This window comes from Pontibacter russatus (assembly GCF_009931655.1).
GTDB lineage: Bacteria > Bacteroidota > Bacteroidia > Cytophagales > Hymenobacteraceae > Pontibacter > Pontibacter russatus.
Window position 1 is genome coordinate 2,101,348 of sequence record NZ_CP047984.1, and the last position, 20,334, is coordinate 2,121,681.

Genomic DNA, 20,334 nt, shown 5'->3' on the forward strand with positions numbered 1-20,334 from the left:
GTTTATATAGGACTTTCCTATTTCTATGATTTTTTCTTCTGGTCTGCCTTTATCAATTCTAGCGAGATATTCTGCAGGTTCCCCTCAAACTGGAACTCCCCTTCGTAGTTGCCAATCTTGTTTTCGTTATCGTAATCCTGGCCCGAGCGGACGTTAACCCCCAGTGGCTCTTTGAAGACAGAAGGAGCTTTGGCTGTCGCAAACGTCTTGCCGTCTACATTCACCGTCATCTGGCCGTTTTTCTCGAGAAGCGCCGTCACATCAAATTTTTCCGGCAGCGGCTTTTTTGATACAGCTTTGTAGGTCTTTCCGTTCTGGTTCACCACCATATGGATTTTCCCGTCCTGGATAAAGAGGGCATAGCCGTTCTCTTTTCCGCCGTGCGCCATAATCACACCCTCCAAATCCCTGGAGGCGCGCTTGGCCACCGCTGCCCGCATCACGATTTCTTTTCCGGCAACATCCGTCGGGAACTGCAGGCTGCCGCGCCTCGCAAGGGCATACGTCTCGTTGCGCACGGCTTCGAACATGCGCTGGCTCAGGCTCTGCTCTTGTGATGACTCTGTGGCAGCCGGGCCTGCTGACGCCGCAGCCAGGAAACCTTTCTCATGGGCGATAGCCGCCGCGAGCAGCGCCTTCGTAATCCAGTCGTCCGCTGCATTCTCAGGCACAAGGCTCGCCTCATATACCAGCTTGCCCAGCACATCAGACGCAGGGAAGGTCGTGATAGCCAGCAGGGCGGATTTGCGCGTGTTCAGGTTCGGGTCGTTCAGGATGCCGCTCTGCTGTATGGCCTGCACGCTTTGCTCTGTCTTCGGCAAAACTTCTACGGCTGCTTTTCTGACACCGGCCGCCGGGTGCTTCAGGGCACGCACCGCCACCTGCGTGGCTTCTGCATTGTTGCCGTCCAGGGCGCCGAGGCCGTGCAGGGTCCAGAGGGCATGCACCGCCGGGCTGTTCAGCCCTATTTCATCCACCTCCTGGTTGTTTATGATGTCATACAGGCCCGGTATAGCCGCCTTGTTCTGTGACTCCACCAGCAGGCGCTGGGCGGTCATCCGCCAGAACATGTTGTCGTTCTTGAGGGCAACCAGCAAGCCGGGCACATCATCCTTCGACAGTTGTATAGGCTCGTAAGGCTTGGCGTCTTTGTAAACCACCCTATATATCCTGCCGTGGTTCGTATCGCGCAGCGGCGTGACCATGGCATTCCCCTGCCCTCTTTCCTGTGGCTGCTCCGTGTCTGGCAGTATATACTTTACAGGCGACTGACGCTCCACGAAGTCGTTGTGCTGGATGATGAAGTTGTACCAGTCGGCCACCCACACGGCCCCGTCCGGCCCCACCTGGGCATGCACGGGCCCAAACCACTCGTCTGAGCTGGCCATCAGGTTCCAGCCGTCCTTCTCAGTGAAGCCTGCGCCATCCGGCTCAATGATGGCATTGTGCGTCAGCCTCACGGTAGGCTCTGAGACAAAGGCAATGCGGTTCCAGTACTCTTTCGGGAAGTTCCTGGCGGTATATAAATGGTGCCCTGCGGCAGCCGTGAACCCGCCAATCACGTCTACCTGCCGCAGGTTCGGGGTCATGGCATGCACCTCGTAATGCCCGTCTATCTTCTGAACCGGCTCTACCGATATCTGCTGAGCGGGCTGCCCCTCTGTTGTTGCCTGGGCAGTCAAAGCGGGCAGCTTCCGTTGCGTGTATTTCGCCGGGATGGAGTAGTAGGCACTGTGCGTGTTGTTGGCTGTGGAGATAAACACATTGTTGTCTTCAGAGAAGCCCAGCCCCCAGGTGTTGTTGCTGGTGTTGGCCAGGAACTCAAAGTCAGACCCGTCGGGGTTAAAGTGGTAAACGCCCTGTCCGAACCGTCTGGGTTGGCCGTTGATGGTGCCGTTGAAACCGGAGTACCCCGTAACGCCCCATATCTTGTTGTCGAAGCCGTACTGCAGGTTGGAGGGGCCCGCATGCGTATCGTTCTTGCCCCAGCCCGTCATGATCACCTCCCGCACGTCGGCCCTGTCGTCGCCGTCGGTGTCTTTCATAAAGACAAAGTCCGGGGCCATCGACACGATGACGCCGCCGTTGGCGAACACCATGCTGGTCGGGATGTTCAGGCTGTCTGCGAAAACCGTGAATTTGTCTGCCTTGCCGTCCCCGTCTGTGTCTTCCGCAATCTTGATTCTGTCGTTTGCCTCGCCGTCTGTTTCCTTGAAAGTATTGGGATAATCGACAGACTCCACCACCCAGAGGCGGCCTCTTTCGTCCCAGGCAATGGCTATCGGGTTCACAATATCAGGCTCCGCCGCGAAAAGCTCAAGCTCGAAACCTGCCGGCACCTGTATCAGTTTCTGCGACTCGGCTGGCGTCAGGGCCTTCTGCATTTCAGACACGACATAGCGTTTGGTGAAATCAGCTAAGTAAGCCGAGTCATATATGCTGACATCCGGAATACCCAGGCTGGCAACCTGTTGCATCACGTCGTCGCCGATGGCCCACATGATGCCGTTCTCCAGAAGCTTCAGGAAGCCGGCGTTGGTCCAGGTGCTGTCGTTGTGGCCGTAGGCGGTGTAAAAGACCCTGCCCTTGCCCTGCTCGCGCACCCAGGTATAGGGTTCGCGGGTATCTCCTTCCACCCGCTCCATCAGCACTGTCATGTCCGGGTTCAGCCGTTGGTGTACGTACGTTTCGTCCCAGGTTTCAAACTCTGTCAGCCCCTGCATGACAGGGTGGTTGGGATTGGTGATTTTAGCGGCGAAGGTGCCCTCGCCGTGCGACTTGAACTGCCCGCCGGCCGCGTTTATATACCAGTCGGAGTTTTTGAAGGAGCCGGTCGCTGAATGAACCGGGATGAGGCCATTTCCACTTTCCACAAATTTTTTCAGGGCCTGCTCCTGTGCGGCAGGCAGCGTGTCGTGGTTTGCGTAAATTATCAGACCATCGTATCTGCCCAGGTTCTCCTCGGTTAAGTCTTTGACATCTTCGGTGTAAGTAAGGTTGATGCCATTGTCGAAAAGTGCCGTAGCAAGCCAGGGGGCGTATTTGCCGGAGTCGTGGTGCTCGCTGTCATGCCCCAGAAACAATACTTCCGCCCTTCTCGGGCTCTGTTTAGCTGCGCTGTCTTCTGCAGAGCCACTACCAGCCATCTGCGCTTTGTCGGCACAGCCATGGAGCAAAAGTCCAATAAAAAGCAGCCATAAAGATGTCTTCTTCATCACGAATTCAGTTGATAATAAAATAAAAAATCAGCAAAGCAGCCCGCCAGGCCCTTGCTCTGTTTGCGAAAACCCGCCGGGGAGAGCTGCCGAAATGGTAGCCCTCCCCAAGCCGGTTCCTTTACAACACCACTAAAAGTTAAAAATTCTAGAGCGCAAGCTGTTGTACCGGAGAATACAGCATGTCCTCCACCCCTTCTATCTTGACACCGATACGGGCGTATATATAGCTTTGGGATCTGACCAGGTCCGGCACGTTTGTACTCAGGCTTATACTCCCCATATCCGCTATGTCCGCGCCTGCAATGTCCGTTCTTGCCAGGTTATAATCGCCGCGCTGGTCCACAAACTGCGTTTTGTTGAGGAAAAGCGAAACCTGCTCTACATTTTTGGCATCCTCCCCGGTAATAATCTGCTCCAGGCCCGCCGTGGCAGTCACGACATTGCCGTTTAGCGAAAACTGCGGGTTCCGGATCATATAGTAGGGCTCCACCTCGATATCAAGCACCGTGTTGCCGCTAACATCCACCAGGATGGTGTCCGAGTCGGTAGCGGAGTTATGCACCATTCTAAAAGGCCCCTGGTTCGGGCGGAACGTCAGCTTGTAGGTTGCATTGAAGAGCGAGGCAGAATAGGAACCATCCTGGGCCACGGTCACATTGATAGGGGTTTTCAACTGCCACCCTGGCTCCCACAGTTCAAAGTTAACCTCGTTGACCGCCACGCCTATCGGCTCGCCGTTGTACACAATGTTACCCTGTAGCTTGGCGCTTGGCGCATCATAGTTATCATACTCGCAGGAAGCCAGCCCAATAGAAAGTATAAACAATATCAAAAAGTTATATCCTATTTTCATGATGTTATTCTTTTAGTGAATTGCTTATTGATTTGGGTTCCTGACGATCAGCGGGTTTTTGTTCCTGATATCCTCGTCGATTTCGGAATAGTAGTTCCCCAGGCGGAACCGGTCCGCGCCTGTCACGGCACTCGGCTTCACGATATCATATATCCACTTGTTATGGTTGGCGGCCCCAGGGCTGTATATTTTATATGGCCACAGCCCGAAAACCTGCGTCCGGATCTTCTCGGCGTCACCTATGTTCTGCGTGAGCATCTGCTCATCCATGTTCTGCCCGTTGAGTTTGACATGCGCCAGCCTCCAGCGCTTCAGGTCCCAGAGTTGGTGCCCCTCGAAAGCCAGTTCCACCCTTCTCTCATGCACAATTCTGTCGAAGGTGATCTCGGCCGGTGTCAGGTCAGTCGTGAAACCTGCCCTCCGGCGCACCTGGTTCATATACTCTGCCGCCAGTTCCGGTTGCCCGAGCTCAAAAGCCGCCTCGGCGGCGTTCAGCAATACTTCGCCGTAACGGTAGCGGATATACCACACATCGCTCTGGGTTCCGATCTGGCCAGCTCCCGGAGTCGGGTCCATGTACTTGCGCACATAGAAGCCCGTTTGCGCGGTGCCGCCAAACCTGTTGATGGGGCCATCAAAACCCACTGCCTGCACACCCAAGGTATTGTCGATCTGCCCCCGCTCTGGCGCGGAAACAAAGGCATTCGTGGCAGGGAGGTAAAGCCCAGCCCATATATCCACCTTTTCACCGCCTGGCCGGTATGTGGAGCCCGGGAGTATGATAGTGGCATAGAGCCTGGCATCTCTTCCGGCAAATATGTCAAGCTGGTCTTCATACACGATAAAGTTGCCGCCCGCACCCTCTGTCTTGAAAGGGGCATAGGTGTTGCCTTCGATCAACTCAAAAGACTGCACCAGGTTCAGGGAGGGGTTTACTCTTCCGCCCGTTGTTCCTTCCTCTGACTGGGACAATGGCTGATTCTCCAGGGTCCAGTTGTTCACTTTCCCGCTCTTGAGCTTGAAGTCATTCACGAAAATCGCCTCCGGGTTGCCGTTCTCATCCCTGAAAAGATTCCCGAAGTTTGCCGACAGGTCGTTCGGGTTCTTCATGTACAAAGCGTAAGCCCCGGCATTGCCCGCTATAATTTCCTGTGCGGCCTCCAGCGCCGTGGTGTAGTAGCCGTTTGCCATTTCTGCGGGAATACCCACTTCGCCGCCGGGCAATGAAACCTCCGGCGTTCGGATGGCGCCATACTTTGCGATAGAACCGGCATAAAGGGCCGCCCTGGATTTGAGCGCCTGCGCCAGCCCCTGGGTTGCGCGGTCTTTGATACTGGCATCAGCCGGAAGGCTGGGCAGTACCTCATTCATCTCCTGGATTATAAAATCATAAACCTCATGCTCCTTTGCCCTGGGCGTTTGCAGGTAGGCAGGGTCTCCGCTGAAATCATATTCCATTGTTTGCAATATAAGCGGAACACCCCCGACTCTTTTAACTGCTTCAAAGTAAACCGCCGCACGCAGCCACCGCACCTCGGCCTTAAATCTTTCCCTGGCTTCCGGATCAATCTGCTCGGCCGTTTCTATTTTCTCCAGGAAGATGTTCAGTTCCCGGATATAGGCATAATCCCACCAACCCCAGTTGCCGTAGCCATATTCAGAATTCTGGTGCCGCCCCTCGTCTCTGGACGCAAAGGCCTCGTTAAAGTCTGCCTGCTCATTCTGTTGGTTCAGGGCCTGGTATTCGGGGTAGCGGGCATATAAATCAGCCACGACAGCCAGCACCAGATCCTCGTTGTTGAATATCTGCTCTTCAGACAGGATGTTCTTGGGTTCTCTGTCCAGGAATTCTTCGTCGTCGCACCCCACCAGACAGGTGGCAAGCAAGGTCGCTGCTATATAGAAGTATCTTTTCATATGTTCAGTCTCTTTAGCTTTTTAGAAAGAAAGGTTGGTACCGACGTTAATAATCCTGTGCTGCGGATATTGCAGGCCATTCTCATCCCTGATTTCCGGATCCAGGCCAACAGTGCGCAGCGGATCTATCGAGAACAGGTTGTAGCTGTTCACAAAGAGTCTTGCTTTCTGCACTTTTACTTTGCTGAGGAGCGATACAGGCAGGCTGTACCCTACTTCCAGGGTTCTCAGGCGCAGGTACGTCATGTTCTGTAGCCAGAAGGAGGAGGTTTTATTATAATTGCTGTGCCCGCCTTCGTTCCACCTCAGGGCAGGGTACTTCCCTGGTATCCACGGGCTGTCCAGGTTAAACGGATCTTCGCGATGCCATCTGTCGTCGTACATGTCCTGCAACAGGTTGCCAGTGTTCTGGTACGGGTTCCGCATTTCCCAGGCTCTGTTGTAGGCATACATCGAGCCCCCTGAGAAATCAGCCGTCAAGTCAAAGCCTTTCCAGGCGGCAGACAGGTTGAGTCCGTAGTTCACAATTGGAGTTCCTCCAAGCTTATAGCCAATCGGTCTTTCATCCATACCATTGATTACCCCATCCCCATTCACATCTTCGTAGATCAAATCTCCTGGCAGAAGCGTTCTGTTGCCCTGGCCATCTATATTAACCGGGTATTCACTTATCTCATCCTGAGACTTGAACTGCCCGATCACTTCATATCCCCACGTAATATCCTGCCATCTATCATCATACTTTTCATTTTGTCCAGCAGTGCGGTAGTGGTCCCATGAGTTCCCCCATCGTGGCTTGTATGATTCCAGTCTCTTCTGCCGGGCATAAGAAAGGTTTGCTCCTACACTAAAAGTTAGCTCCCCAATCTGATGATTATAAGCCACTGATCCTTCGCCTCCTATTACGGCATCAGATTGTGTATTTTCACTAGGCAAGTCATACCCAATCTCAACAGGCGTCAGGATATCCCATCGGCGGCCCAAAAGACCCTCGCGTTCTCTTCTAAAGTAATCTAAAGCCCCGCTAAACTTGCCGTTCAGGAAGCTGTAGTCCAGGCCTATATCCAGAATGGTGCTTGTAAACCAGGAAATGTTCGTGATGGGCACGCCGTTTCGCTGAATTCTTGCCCCTCTGAGCAGGTTGCCGCCGATAATCATGTTCGACGACCCGTAGTTGTACCCTGTCAGATAATCGAACGGCCCGATGCCAACATCGTCATCTCCCAGTTTACCATAAGAGGCCCGCAGTTTCAGGTCGCTCAGGAAGTTACCGCCCACCAGTGACCGGAAGAACTCTTCGTTGGTGATCCTCCATCCGATGGATGCTGACGGGAAGAAGCCCCATCTGTCGTCCGGAGAGAACTTCCAGGAGGCATCGTAGCGGGCGGACATGTCAACGTAGTACTTATCGGCGAAGCTGTAGTTAAACTGCCCCACGTAGCCGATCCGCGCCTGCTCATCGTCCCAGTCGTTATAGGTGTCCATGTCCGCGAACTGAATCAGGGGAAGCTCGTTGTTTGTCGGCACCGAGTGCAGCCAGGCTCCCACATTTCTGTTCTGGATTCGCTCATATACAAGCGTTGCTCCTACGGTGTGCTTGTCCGAAAACGTGTTGTTATAGCTTATCTGCCCCTGCAGTACGTTGTTGAAAATCTTGCGCGTTTCCCTTTCGCGCCAGGGGTTATCCGCACCGCCCGTTCGCCTGTATTCTTCGGGCGCGTCTTCCGTGGCCGGGAAATAGGTATATACATCGTAGGTGTATTCGTGCCCGTTCATCAGGCGGTCGGCCATATAGTAGGAGTACATCCCCCTTACTTTCAGGCCTTCTATCGGCAGTTCATAATCGAGGCTGAAGTTGGATTGGAGCACGCGCCAGTCCTCTGTCCAGTAGCCGGCTGTTTTTTTGTTTGCGTAAGCCCAGTTGGCGTCTACCTGGCTGATGTGCGCTATATAGTCGGGGTTGTCGTTGGCGTAGGGGCGCTCGTAAGGCCTGTTGCGGAAGAGCGCGAAGCGCGGCAGCCAGTAGTCGTCCACGCCGGGTATGCCCGGCTGGTCCCTGCTTTCAATGCGCCCGTTAATCTGCACCCCCACTTTCAGGCGGTCCGTGATGTTGGCGTCCAGGTTCGACTGGATGTTGGTTCGTTCAAAAATGAACTCGCGCCCCAGCACTGAGCTCTGGTCCAGCCGGGTGAGGGATATATAGTAGTTGATTCTTTCGGACCCGCCCTGTGTGTTCACGCTGATCTGGCTCTGCGGGGCATTTTCCTGTATAATGAAGTCATACCAGTCGAAGTTCTGGTAGCCGCGCTCTGTTCCCTGTCTCCACTTTTCCAGTTCCTCCGGAGTAATCTGCGTCCCAGGGTTCAAGGCGTTCATCTCTGCCTCTGCCCGCCCGCGCATCCACTCGTACGCGTTCACCGTTTCGGGGAACCTGGTCCAGCTTTGGCCGCCATAATAGGCGTTTAGATTGATGGTGGGCTTCTCTCCCCTTTTTCCTCTTTTCGTGGTCACAATCACCACCCCGTTCGCCGCTCTGGAGCCATATACGGAGGCAGCCGCATCCTTCAGCACGGTGATGCTGGCGATATCCTGGGGAGACAGGTTGTTGAACTGGCCCTGGTCCTGCTGAATGCCGTCGATTACGAACAAGGGGTTGCCGCCCATGTTCCGGATCTGGATTTCGGCCCCGGAGCCAGGCCGACCCTCCGCCATGCGGAAAGCCACGCCCGGCAGCTTGCCAGCCAGCGTGGCGCTGACGGTGGCGGCGGCCACTTTCTCTATGTCTTCGGAGCTTACTGTGGAGACGGCGCTTGTGATCGACTCTTTTGTCTGGGTGCTGTAACCTACCACCACCACTTCCTGCAGGGCTTCGGTGTCTTCCGCCATGCTCACATCAACGACAGCGCGCCCGTTCAGCGCTATTTCCTGTGTCTCAAAACCAAGGAAGGAAACCACCAGGGTGCTGTTTCCGTCAGGCACGCTCAGGGAGTAGGTGCCATCGGCGTTGGTGATGGTGCCTCTGGAGGTCCCTTTCACGGCGATGCTCACACCCGGCAGCCCCACACCTGCCGCATCTGTAATTTTGCCGGATACCTGCTGCTCTTGCTGCGTGCCGGTTGCAGATGTGCTTTTGTTTGAGACGGGCGTTTCGGAACGCTTTTTATCTGAGTAAATCAGGTAGATATCCTCTCTGGACCTTTCGTATTTAAGGCCTTCCGGATGCAGCACCACTTCCAAGTTGGCCTCAAGTTCTTTTACTTCTTTTGTTTTAAGGGTTATCGCATCTTCATTTGCCACCAGCCCTTCCAGAATGTCGCTGTCGTAATTGAACGTGACCTGGTAGAAGGACTGTAGCTGAGCCAATAGATTGACCAACGACACAGAGGCAGTTGCGCGTTCGTTCATCTCTGTCCGGGTGGTTTTGCTGGCGAAGCGGCTGTCAGCAAAACCAGTCGGATAAGACAATGCGCCATAGCTATGCACTACCACTAACGTGAGCGACAGAAGCGATAGCCTACTAATTTTTCCTGTAAAATTACGCATGCATCTATATAATTTAAGTTAAACTTATATTCGCTATACCAGAGTCGCCCTGCCTTCGCTAAGGCTTTGCGGGCCCAGACCGTGACAGCATGACCTGCCCGTTTTCCCTTTCCATCTCCAGGTCGTAGAGCTTTGTCAGGGTCTCTAACAGCAGTTCCACATCGTCGGCGGGCACCATGCCCGTAAATCTCTTGTCTTTAAGCCCTTCGTCCTGAAACATCAGCTGCATCCCGTAGTTGTCTTTCACCAGAACCGCTATATCCTTCAGGCTGGTCTTGTCGAACAGGAGCTTGTTATCAACCCACGAAGTATAGAGGGCCGTGTCTACCCTCTTTTTCCTGACGCTGGCTTTCTCTTCTGCGTATTCCACATAGTCACCGGGTTGCATCAGCACGCTTTGCCCCTCTAAATGCTTATGGAGCTGCAGCCTCACTTTACCGGAGCTGAGAACCACCTTGGTGTTCCTCCTCCTGTTGTTGACGTTAAACTGCGTGCCGAGCACCTCCACAGTAAGCCCTCCGGTATGCACGCTGAACTTCGCGTCTCCTCCGCCTCCTTTCTTCAGCACCTTAAAAAAAGCCTCTCCCTCCAGCCATACCTCCCGCGGCTTGTCTTCGTCCCAGCCGGCAGCATACGAAACAGAGGAATTGGCATTCAGCGTGACGACGGAGCTGTCGGGCAGAACCAGTGTGCGCGTTTCCCCATAGTTTGTCGCGTGGCTGGCCATGGGCACCTGTTGCGTCCTGAGCAGGAAAAAGAGGCTGCTACAAAGGATTGCCAGGCCGATGAACACGGCGGCCATCTGCTGGTGCTGCCTTATCCACAGCGATATGCCTGGCGCATCGGATCTCTTTCCCTCAGACTCCTTCTCTTTATCCTTTGCGGCATTGATGCTGTCCCATATGTCTATAAATGCTTGGTTAGACTCTAAATCAGCCTGGAACTCCAGTGCTTCTATGATTTCTTTGGCTTCCGCTATCGTTGCTCCTTTACCTGGGTGCTCATCCAGCCAGGCTTGCCAGAAGGCGGTTGTTTCGCCATCAGGGTCCAGCACCCACTTCTGAAAGAATGTATCTTTGGCAAAATCCTTCGCGGTATAAGCGGTATAATTCATTTAGGTGAGCGTGTTTTATACTAAACTGAGGAACATATATAATCTCATCGGCAAACCCATAATATTTGTAAGCACTTACTCATGTCGCCTTAAACCCAATATCAGCTGGTGCTGCGTTCCGTAAAAACTATATGGCAGCGGCCGCCATATATAAGCCAGCTCGCTTCTGTACTTGTTAGCTTTTTCCGCGGCCAGCTACCGGCCATAAAGGATTAGGTTAGAATGGCGGCTACAAGGTGCATGCGCCATGGCGCTGCAGGATAAAGGATGGGCACCAGGTATATGGCTTTGCTTGGGACGCGTTGCGCTAGCAGCTGTTTCTGCACTGTCCTATATGGCAGTGCGTGGGCCTTCGGGCAGCCTAAAGGACCTTTGGCAAGCCCGGGGCCATGCACAGCCGCAGGAAAGGGGCGGCCTGCCGGCTCACACCTTGCTCAGGTTCTTACCAAAGTTTGAGAGCGCCTTGGACACCAGGTTATATACGCCCTCCACAGATATGGACATCCGCTTGCCTATCTCTTCGCTGGACAGCTCCTCATAGAACTTCAGCTTCAGCGATTCCTTCTGGCGCTCCGTGAGCTTCTCCAGGGCAAGCAGCACGCGCTTCTGCTGCGCTTCCGAGGTCTGGGCGACGATGATGTTTATTTCTTCTGAGCAGACAGACTCCAGTTCCAGATCATAATCTGTGAGTTGAAAGTGCTTCTGCTGAAACTTGAAGCTGTCAATCAGCCTGGTCTTCAGGGACCGGTAGAGGTAAAATTTGATGGAGGTGGTGGAGGAAAGCTTTTCCCTGTTTTTCCAGATGTAGATGAACAAATCCTGAATGCAGTCTCTCACGATCTCCCGTTCGCTGCACACCTTCAGGCCGTAGCTGTACAGGGTGTGGAAGTACTGCTGGTATATAAGCGCATACGAATCTTCACAACCGTTCCGGAAGCTGTCCCACAGTTGCTGCTCGCTTGGTGGATGGGGCTTCTGTAAGGCAGCAGTCTCACAATCGGAATACACTGTTGTCAGATCCTTCATATTAAAACTCCCCCAAAATTTAAAATGAAGCACAGGTGCGTCTGCACAAAATTCACGAAATCAACATTGGTGTCATTATAATTTGCTAAAACCTTTTAGCAAATCGAATGGATTGCTACTTTTGCATTTCATATTCTATAACCCCAAACACTCCTAGCGGGCATAAGGCGCCGCCACCTTCTGTTGTGTGCCCTGAAGTTATGTAGTTGATAAATCTAATAAAATTAATTAAATTAAAATAAGCAATTAATCACTTATTTTAATTTTAACGGCCGGAAAGGGCATTCAATCAATTCAGGAAGATTTTACAAGAGGCTTTGGCTTTGGCTTCTGCCGATACAGCATCGCCTCTCAGGTCGCAATCCCTTGCCAGGTAAATTAAACTCTGTTCGAACCTATTTAGAGTTTTCAAAAAATCGATGCATGAAGCCCTTGCTGCCTGTTATCACCAGCAAGAACTTGTTAGTGAAAGTATAGTTGTCGGTGAAAACACCAACAACGGCAGGTTTTGACACTAAAATAGGAAACGCTAAACAGCTTCTTATATAGATTTGGCGAGGCTATCGTTTATCTGGCGCTTGCTTTTTCCTTCTCGTTCAGCTTGTATTCCAGCAACTTGATAAAATAGCCGCCGACGACCGAGCGGGCCCTGAAGTTCATCACTTTGGCGTTAGTGGTTTCGTGCCAGTCGCTGATAGGCATCCTGTCGGGGGTTTCATCGGCGTACTTCCACATGGGCTGCACCAGCGCTTTGAAATCAGCTTCGTTGTCGGCCAGCGTCGCCGTCCAGAGCACCCAGTCTGATTTGGTATATGTCTTCCTGCTGTCCAGAGGCAGGCCGTATTTCTCCTGCCTGGTCAGGTAAAACTTGATTTCCTTTTCCCGGACGGACTCCGGAAAGATGTTATATCCCAATATCTTATCCCAGACCAGGTTATACTTCTGGCTCCAGGTGCCTTCACTCTCAAAGGCCAGGGTATAGTGGTCGCCGTCGTCTGCCAGTTTCATCCACTTCCGGGCCATATCTTTTGCCAGCGCTGTATACTCCCTTTCCACATCCTGCTTACCCAGCATGCCCGCCAGCTTGCCATAGGAGGCGAGGCCGAGTATGGCCTTCACAGAGAGATTCGCGTTCCGGGCCAGGTGGCCCGCAAAGTCGTCGGTAGACAGCTGGTTGGCCGGGTCAAAGCCACTCTCCCGCAGATACTCGGCCCAGGTAGTGAGCGTTTGCCAGTGCTTCTTAGCATAATTGGCGTTTCCTTCCACTTTCGCAATAGCCCCGGTCAGTATCAGCATGTTGCCCGACTCCTCTACCGGCATGTCCTCGCCATATGTCTGCCCGTTGGCGATGGGGTACGTACCGAGGTCATGCGCGGCAAACGATTTCTTCCACATGCCGCTCTCGCTGTAATAGAAAATCCCGTTCATCATCCCTTTCACCAAATCAGGGTTATATATCAGAAATAAGGGTGCCGAGGGATACGTAATATCCACAGTGTTGATGGAGCCGTTGCTGAAGTTCTCCTTTGAGAGAAACAGCATCTCTCCTTCCGGGCTTTTCACTAAGGTATGCGCGGCTATTGCCTGGCGATAGGCCAGCTCGCACAAATCTGCATAGGCCTTACCGCCGGCGGCCAGGGCATCCTGGTAAAGTTGCTTGTCGAACGCCTGGCATTGCGCTATCACTTTCGCATAGTTTGCAGCCGCCGCTGCCAGTTCTTTCTCCATGGTATGGCCAGCTTTTTGTTTCCACCAAGGCTTCAGGTTCTGGTTGAAATACTGCACCGCGTTCAGCTCGTCGTAGCCCAGCATCACAAACTGCTCTTTTGCCTTGCTGCCCACTTTGCCAAACGGCACGATGGTGTTCAGCACCAGGCTGTTTCCCTGCATTTCCTCCTGTGTGGGCGGGCTAGCGTTTGTTGCGAAGGGCACCAGGGCATTGGCAGTGGTGGATATATACTGGATTGGCCTGGCCGACTGTGGGACGGCCACATATAGATAGCCCCAGTCGATGCGCACGTTGTCGCCTTTCTTCTGCAGCACGGGCTGCTCCTGGGTGCCCGCTTTCAGGACAGACAGCTTGCCGGACATGTATTCCTGGGCAACGACCGGCTGTTCCGAGGAATTAACGGCGATATCGGTGGAAGTGCCGAGGTAAAACTGCACCTCATGCGTGGCCTTGTCGTTTGCTTCTGCCTTCACCGCTATATAGGAAACCGGCCTTGCCAGCAGGTCCAGCTCCTGCATCAGCAGCGGGGAGGTGAACGTGGCGGTGACATTAACCGGGCCGCATTTAAGTTTATATATGGTTTGGGTGGCATTCAGTTCTACGCTTACCTGCTCGGCCGGAAGGATGGCTACTTTCGCCGCAGGCGCCTCCTCCGTTACCAGTCCGGCATCCAGCCACGAGCCGCCAGCCGTGTTCGTCACATGAAACGCCAGCACATTCTGTCCTTTTTTCAACTTCTGCCTCGCAGCCTCCTGCAGTGGAATGTACTGGAACTTATCTATCCAGCCTTTGTGCCGGTAAATCTCCTCTCCGTTCAGGTAGACCTCCACATTGTCGTCGTGGTTGAGCTTCAGGTAAAGCTTGTCGAAATTCACCTCGCCTAACGCAAACGTTCTCCTGGCCCATATATCCTCACTGCGCCACGCTGTCCTGACAGGGCCCTTGTCGTGCCCGAAGGGCGCAACACCGGATTTCCAGCTGCTGTCGTCAAACTTCGGGTTCATCCAGCCGGCCGCGGGTGCGGCTTCTGTATAGCTGAATTTGTACGCCTCTTCATCTGAAGCAGCCACAACGGTTTTATAGGATTTGGTTTCCTCGCCCAGGATGCGGTACACGTTGCCGTCCACCTTCACCATGCCGATCAGCGAGTGGTCGGTGCCGGTCCAGTGTTTGGTGTTGGAGGCGCTCAAAGTATCGCCGAACGACCAGATGCTCAGGTAAGGGGTATGGGTGATAAGCGGGTAAGCGGGAGCCCTCAGGTCCTGGGCTACAAGAACAAAAAACTGTAGGATACAGGCTAAGAGCAGGATAAACTTCTTTTTCATGCAATGTTAAATCAAACTATATATCGGGTACTTTGTGCGATGTCAGTACACAACTGCAGTCTGCTTCCGGCAGGCTGGCACTGCACCATCTTTAAAAACAGCGTTTAAACAGAAACCTCATCTATTCCTGTAAATTTTTGCCTGTGGATGAAAGGGAGAAGGGTTTGTCCTCTTCTCTCGTGCCTCTGTCCGTGGCAGGCTTGCTGCCCATCTCAAAACGCAGCACACCCCCGTTTGCGATGTCCTGGTGGCGGATATAGTTATGGGAATAGGGTTTTCCGTTTAGCGTGGCCGACTGTATATATACATTCTCCTTGCTGTTGTTAAGCGCCTCCACCGTAAACTGTTTGCCATTTTCCAAAGAGATGGTCGCTTTCTCAAACACCGGGCTACCAAAGACATACTGATCCACTCCAGGCGTTACGCTATACAGGCCCAGGGCGCTGAGCACATACCACGAAGAGGTCTGCCCCTGATCCTCGTCCCCGGGATAACCGTTCTCTGTGGCGTTGTAGAGCTTGTCCATAATGGTGCGGGTCAGTTTCTGCGTTTTCCAGGGCTCGCCCGCGTAGTTGTACAGGTACGGCATGTGCTGAATAGGCTGGTTGCCGTGCGCGTACTGTCCCATATCTGCCATCACCATCTCCGTCATTTCATGAATCATGCGCCCGTAGGTACCCACCTCCACCTCATTGGGCACTGAGAAAACAGAATCAAGCTTGGCCGTAAAGTTCTTCTCGCCGCCCATCAAATTCACCAGCCCCTGCACATCATGAAACACCGACCAGTGGTAGTGCCAGGCGTTGCCCTCGGTGTAGGGCCCGCCCCACTCAATCGGGCTGAAGTCGGATACCCATTCGCCGTTCTTCTTCCTGCCCCGCATAAACTGAGTAGATGGATCATATACATTTCGGTAGTTATACATCTGCCTGCTGAAAACATCCCCATAAAACGCATTGCCCGTCATTTTTGCCAGCTGGTAGCCGCAAAAGTCATCATAGGCATATTCCAGGGTTTTGGCAGTGGCCTCTCTTACCTCGGGATAAGGCACATAACCCAGCGTAAAGTACTCCTTCCAGCCGTCGCGTCCGTTGGCCGGACCCCAGGGGCCTTTGTTGGTGGCCTCGTGGAAGTAAGCATCCAGTGCCTCTTTCGGATCAAACGTCCGGATACCTTTTGCCCAGGCATCCGCGAACAGCGAGATCGCGTGGTTGCCAATCATACTCCCCGCCTCACCGGGGAAAGACCAAGACGGAAGCCATCCGCATTGCTCCTTTGCATCGAGCATGGCATTGACGTACCGGCCGTGCATGGTCGGATGCAGGATGGTGTTCAGGGGAAACTGTGCCCGAAAGGTGTCCCAGAAGCCGGTGTCGGTGTACATATAGCCGTTATATATCCTGCCGTCGTAGGGGCTGAAATAGTAGGGTTCTCCATTCGCTTTGTACTCGAAAAACTTGCGGGAGAACAGGCTGGCCCTGAAGAAGCAGGAGTAAAAAGTGGCTTTTTCGGCTTCTGTGCCTCCCTCTACTAATACTCTGCTCAGGTGCTTGTTCCATATAGCAGCGGCGGCCGCTTTGGTGTGCTCCAGTTTTCTGTGCTTTCCCAGTTCCCGGTCCAGGTTCAGTTCCGCCTGCTCCGGGCTTATATAGGACGAGGCAATCCGTGCCTGCACCGTCTCCCCTTCCCTGAACTGTATATAGGCGCCTACGCCTTTTCCTTCATCTGTCTGATTTCCGGCAGTTATAATATTGTTCCTGTTGTTCCAGGTTCCGTGCGCGACAAAAGGTTTGTCGAACTGGATGACGAAGAAGTTTTTGAAGTTATTCTGCAGCCCCCTGCCGTTGTGTACATAGCCTATAATCCTGCGCTCTTTCGGCAGTATCTTCACCATGCTCATGCCGGTGTAGCCGTCCAGCACAATATAGGAACCCTGCGAACGGGGGAAGGAGAACCGGGCATGCACCCCGCGTTCGGTAGGCGACATTTCGGTAGTGATGTTGTTGTCCAGCGTTACCTTGTAGTAGTGCGGCTTGGCAACTTCATTTTTATGGTCGAAACGGGCCGCCCTTTTATATTGGTCCACCGCGAGTTCGCCGGTTACCGGCATAAGGGAGAACACGGCATAGTCATTTGTCCAGGAGCTGCACTGGTGCGCCTGCTGAAAACCCCGTATGGAATCTGCCGCGTACTGATATTTCCAGCCGTCGCCGTTCACACCGGTCTGCGGCGTCCAGGTGTGCATCGCGAACGGGAGGGCCGTTGTCGGGTAGGTGTTGCCGCGGGTAAGCTCGAAGGAGGAGTTGGTTCCCTGCAGCGTGTTGACGTATTTTACCAGATCCGGGGTGTCTGCCAACAGGTGCCGGGCCGGGAGCCAAAGCAACAGGGCAAGCAGTATTTTTATTCTCATATCTGTCCCATATAGGATTTCACCGTTTCTGTGCTGTCTTCCTGCCCATAGACTGACAGGAAGCCACACAGCTTACTATGAAAACGTTTATGGGCAAAGTTTCTAACCGCTGTGGCGGAGATTTACTGACAATGAAGCTGTTTAGCGTTTCCTATTTTAGTGTCAAAACCTGCCGTTGTTGGTGTTTTCACCGACAACTATACTTTCACTAACAAGTTCTTGCTGGTGATAACAGGCAGCAAGGGCTTCATGCATCGATTTTTTGGAAACTCTAAACAGCTTCTATATATACCAACACCAGCAGGGGAAATAACGCTCTATATATAAACAAGAGTTTGCTGCCTTACAAAAACTTAGCTACGTTTAATAGCCTAATAGCCTCTTACCAGCGGCTATTGTCCTGCAGCGTTTTCGGACAGTGTGAGGGATTTGAATTGCCTGGTCAGGTCCGTCAGGGATTTTTCCACACCCATGCGCTCCAGCGAGGAAGCGCCTACAAAGCCATGCGCGCCAGTGTTATCCAAAACTACCCGCACATCCTCCGGCGTGTTTATTGGGCCGCCGTGGGTCAGGAAGAAGATATTGGGGTTTACTTCCCTGCCCGCCGAAATGATGCTGTTGGTACGCTCAATGGCTTCGTCCATGCTGCAGGTGGCCCCTACCACACCAATAGAACCGCCCACCGTTGTGCCCACATGGGCAATGATGGCATCAGCCCCTACCTCGGCCATCTGCCGGGCCTCCTCTGGTGAGGCCACATATACGATGGTGAACAGGTCCATCCTGCTGGCCAGCCGGATCATCTCCACCTCCTTGGCAAAGCCCATTCCGGTCTCTTCCAGCACCGCCCGAAAATGACCATCGACAATGGAATGCGTCGGGAAGTTGTTCACTCCCGAAAAGCCCATTTCCTTCACCTTCAACAAATGATGCCACATCCGGCGACGCGGGTCAGAACCGTGAACACCGCAAATAACGGGCACCTCTTCCACCACCGGCAGCACCTCGAACTCGCCAATTTCCATGGCCACCGCGTTGGCGTCTCCGTATGCCATCAGGCCCGCCGTAGAGCCGTGCCCCGCCATCCGGAAACGCCCCGAGTTATATATGATGATGAGGTCAGCGCCGCCTTTCTCGATAAACTTAGCGCTGATGCCTGTACCGGCTCCGGCAGCGATAATAGCTTTCTGCTGATCCAGGGTAAGCTGCAAGCGGTCTCTGACTTCCTGTTTGGTATAGGGGTTTCCTTTACCTGTCCATGGGTTTGGCATAGCTGTGAATTTTGAGTTATGGGTTATATGTGTCTAACTTATGTAACGCCTGAAGCAGTTGCTTCTCATCGCTGCTTTTCCACTTTCGTCTTTTTTATCAAATCCAGCAACACCTGTACGGCTGTTTCGGAGAAAGCCCTGTCGTTGATAAGTTCATCGGCCACTATATCTACCGGGATGTATGCCGTGGTGCCCATCACGCCGGTACTGACCGCCAGCACCTGTTCTCCCTGCGCCAGCAGGCGTTCGCGGAGAAAGGATAAGACTTCTCCCTTTGTGTCGAAACAGCCCAGCATTAAGATGGACTTGTGAGTGGAGGTCATGCTATATATGCGGTTTAACTGGCGCGTAAAATGGGGCTATGGCTTTTTAACCAATAGTCATTTGGTGCGTTCATGAGCTTCCCCGAAGCCTAAGCCGTGGCAAAAATGGTTTACGAATTTACAAATTCTCCCAGTAATCCAGCGGATTGCTTAAAATTTGGCCCGTGGTGGAGGCTGTATAGGCTGATATACGTGATCGATATATGGAGTTGGAGGAGTGTGTGCTACCTGCATTGGTAAGCTGCTGCAATGCTTTAACAGCCACTTTGTAGGCGTAAAGCTATATATGGCTGTGGCGGCTGCGACGTGTTGCAATCAGGCGGTGGCAGGCCAGTTGCTCCTGAGCCATGCCAGCCCTTGCCCGTATAAGGCGGTGGCCAGGTTTACTCTTTTGTCAAAGTCTTCGTTCCCTGTAAATCCATTGCTGACGAACCGGCGGATAAGCTGCGCGTTTGCTTCCGCGGTTGGGTCCTGCACAATGGCATCCGCCCCGGCTCTGTAAGCGCTGAAAGCATCCTGCGAAGCCTCAAACGACTGTGTCATAAAAGCTCCGCCCTGCTGCCGTACAGCGCAGGTAATGCCGCTTGCTTTTGCGATAGATGGCGCCAAAGTGCCTTCAACCCCCCTTTTAAACACAATAACGCCTGAAAAGCCCGCCATGCCTGCCAGCGTGATCATCTTCTCGATATAGGTGATGTGAAATACAGAGGTGACGAGGATACGCGCTTTGCAGGGGTTCAGCACTTTTTCCAGGGTTGCCAGAAATGGGCGCTTGAAAATCAACCGTCGCCTGTCCACCCATTGGTCTAAGGCCGGAGAAAGCGCCTCCTGGTCCAGCGCCCACCCAAACTCAGGCGCGGGCTGTGCCAGGTCGCTGGCTTGCCGCATAAACCGCCCCGCCAGTTCGTGGTATATATCCCGCGTGTTCAGGGTATATTTGGGCCCCGCCGATCTGCCCATGGACACGACAACAGGGAAGCCCGCCTGCTGAAACACCCGCGCCAGTACAGGCGTGATCATATAGGAGTGTTCCACGCCGTCGAAAGGCTCCGCCAGCTGGATCAACGTTCCCTCCGCTGGCTGCGCGTCGCGAAAGCCGGGAGTATAGGTTGAGGCCGCCGCTTCCATCAGGCCCCGGTATTCCTCTTCCGTTTCGTAGCGCATCCGCAGCATGCTGGCCGCCATCCCCCGAAAGGTCTCCCCGGGTGCATCCGAGAAAAGGAAGCCGCCGAGCGTCCGAGCTTCTTCTGCGCTCAGGTATTGCTTGCTGAGCAATTTTACGCCAATCTCCCTCATGTCTGCGGGTGCGTCGGCACAGAGCGAGTCATAGATGAGCGATGCCTCCTTGCCGCTCCCATATAAGAGGCGCTGTTCTTCTTCCGTAGGTCCTTTCGCCAGCAACGAACCGTAGAAGGCACCCTTCTGGATCGGGATTCCCCCTCCTGCCGACAGGTAGGCTGAAATAGCTTCAATCTGGTCGGTGGGCAAAGGCTTGCTGCCATGCTTCCCGATGCCAATGACTTTGATGCCCTGTAGCAAGGGATTGTCGGGCATTGTGTAGGAGTTCTTCATATATAAACGAATTAAGAGCGTGTAAAGGGGAAC

The 20,334-nt window shown here is 53.5% G+C and carries 11 protein-coding genes; all 11 read right to left on the reverse strand.

Annotated features, from left to right (window positions below):
- Positions 1 to 23: 23 nt before the first annotated feature.
- Positions 24 to 3,215, reverse strand: a complete 3,192-nt coding sequence (locus GSQ62_RS08410; protein WP_237587085.1) for a PVC-type heme-binding CxxCH protein — start codon at positions 3,213 to 3,215, stop codon at positions 24 to 26.
- Between the two features lie 148 nt (positions 3,216 to 3,363).
- Positions 3,364 to 4,071, reverse strand: a complete 708-nt coding sequence (locus tag GSQ62_RS08415) for a DUF3823 domain-containing protein (protein ID WP_161889094.1) — start codon at positions 4,069 to 4,071, stop codon at positions 3,364 to 3,366.
- Positions 4,072 to 4,095: 24 nt separating this feature from the next.
- Entirely contained in the window at positions 4,096 to 5,988 is a 1,893-nt protein-coding gene (locus GSQ62_RS08420) for a RagB/SusD family nutrient uptake outer membrane protein (protein WP_161889095.1), read from the reverse strand.
- Positions 5,989 to 6,009: 21 nt separating this feature from the next.
- A complete protein-coding gene (locus GSQ62_RS08425; RefSeq protein ID WP_237587087.1) occupies positions 6,010 to 9,393 on the reverse strand; it encodes a SusC/RagA family TonB-linked outer membrane protein in 3,384 nt (1,127 codons plus the stop codon).
- A gap of 196 nt (positions 9,394 to 9,589) precedes the next feature.
- Complete coding sequence (locus tag GSQ62_RS08430) at positions 9,590 to 10,645, reverse strand: FecR family protein (RefSeq protein WP_161889097.1); 1,056 nt, start codon at positions 10,643 to 10,645, stop codon at positions 9,590 to 9,592.
- Between the two features lie 423 nt (positions 10,646 to 11,068).
- Positions 11,069 to 11,671 carry an RNA polymerase sigma factor gene (locus tag GSQ62_RS08435; protein WP_161889098.1) on the reverse strand — a complete coding sequence of 201 codons (603 nt, stop codon included), beginning with the start codon at positions 11,669 to 11,671 and terminating at the stop codon, positions 11,069 to 11,071.
- A 567-nt stretch (positions 11,672 to 12,238) separates the two neighbouring features.
- On the reverse strand, positions 12,239 to 14,725 hold the full coding sequence (locus tag GSQ62_RS08440) for a glutaminase family protein (RefSeq protein ID WP_161889099.1): 2,487 nt from the start codon (positions 14,723 to 14,725) through the stop codon (positions 12,239 to 12,241).
- A 121-nt stretch (positions 14,726 to 14,846) separates the two neighbouring features.
- Complete coding sequence (locus GSQ62_RS08445; protein ID WP_161889100.1) at positions 14,847 to 17,135, reverse strand: GH92 family glycosyl hydrolase; 2,289 nt, start codon at positions 17,133 to 17,135, stop codon at positions 14,847 to 14,849.
- 392 nt (positions 17,136 to 17,527) lie between these two features.
- Entirely contained in the window at positions 17,528 to 18,406 is an 879-nt protein-coding gene (locus GSQ62_RS08450; protein WP_161889101.1) for a phosphoenolpyruvate hydrolase family protein, read from the reverse strand.
- Between the two features lie 65 nt (positions 18,407 to 18,471).
- Entirely contained in the window at positions 18,472 to 18,729 is a 258-nt protein-coding gene (locus GSQ62_RS08455) for a Tm-1-like ATP-binding domain-containing protein (protein ID WP_161889102.1), read from the reverse strand.
- A 315-nt stretch (positions 18,730 to 19,044) separates the two neighbouring features.
- Positions 19,045 to 20,301 carry an anthranilate phosphoribosyltransferase gene (locus GSQ62_RS08460; RefSeq protein WP_161889103.1) on the reverse strand — a complete coding sequence of 419 codons (1,257 nt, stop codon included), beginning with the start codon at positions 20,299 to 20,301 and terminating at the stop codon, positions 19,045 to 19,047.
- Positions 20,302 to 20,334 lie beyond the last annotated feature (33 nt).

What these genes read in the sequence shown, in the direction of transcription:
- GSQ62_RS08410 (WP_237587085.1), bottom strand. Translation starts at nt 3,215, where the DNA reads ATGAAGAAGACATCTTTATGGCTGCTTTTTATTGGACTTTTGCTCCAT.
- GSQ62_RS08415 (WP_161889094.1), bottom strand. Translation starts at nt 4,071, where the DNA reads ATGAAAATAGGATATAACTTTTTGATATTGTTTATACTTTCTATTGGG.
- GSQ62_RS08420 (WP_161889095.1), bottom strand. Translation starts at nt 5,988, where the DNA reads ATGAAAAGATACTTCTATATAGCAGCGACCTTGCTTGCCACCTGTCTG.
- GSQ62_RS08425 (WP_237587087.1), bottom strand. Translation starts at nt 9,393, where the DNA reads ATGAACGAACGCGCAACTGCCTCTGTGTCGTTGGTCAATCTATTGGCT.
- GSQ62_RS08430 (WP_161889097.1), bottom strand. Translation starts at nt 10,645, where the DNA reads ATGAATTATACCGCTTATACCGCGAAGGATTTTGCCAAAGATACATTC.
- GSQ62_RS08435 (WP_161889098.1), bottom strand. Translation starts at nt 11,671, where the DNA reads ATGAAGGATCTGACAACAGTGTATTCCGATTGTGAGACTGCTGCCTTA.
- GSQ62_RS08440 (WP_161889099.1), bottom strand. Translation starts at nt 14,725, where the DNA reads ATGAAAAAGAAGTTTATCCTGCTCTTAGCCTGTATCCTACAGTTTTTT.
- GSQ62_RS08445 (WP_161889100.1), bottom strand. Translation starts at nt 17,135, where the DNA reads ATGAGAATAAAAATACTGCTTGCCCTGTTGCTTTGGCTCCCGGCCCGG.
- GSQ62_RS08450 (WP_161889101.1), bottom strand. Translation starts at nt 18,406, where the DNA reads ATGCCAAACCCATGGACAGGTAAAGGAAACCCCTATACCAAACAGGAA.
- GSQ62_RS08455 (WP_161889102.1), bottom strand. Translation starts at nt 18,729, where the DNA reads ATGACCTCCACTCACAAGTCCATCTTAATGCTGGGCTGTTTCGACACA.
- GSQ62_RS08460 (WP_161889103.1), bottom strand. Translation starts at nt 20,301, where the DNA reads ATGAAGAACTCCTACACAATGCCCGACAATCCCTTGCTACAGGGCATC.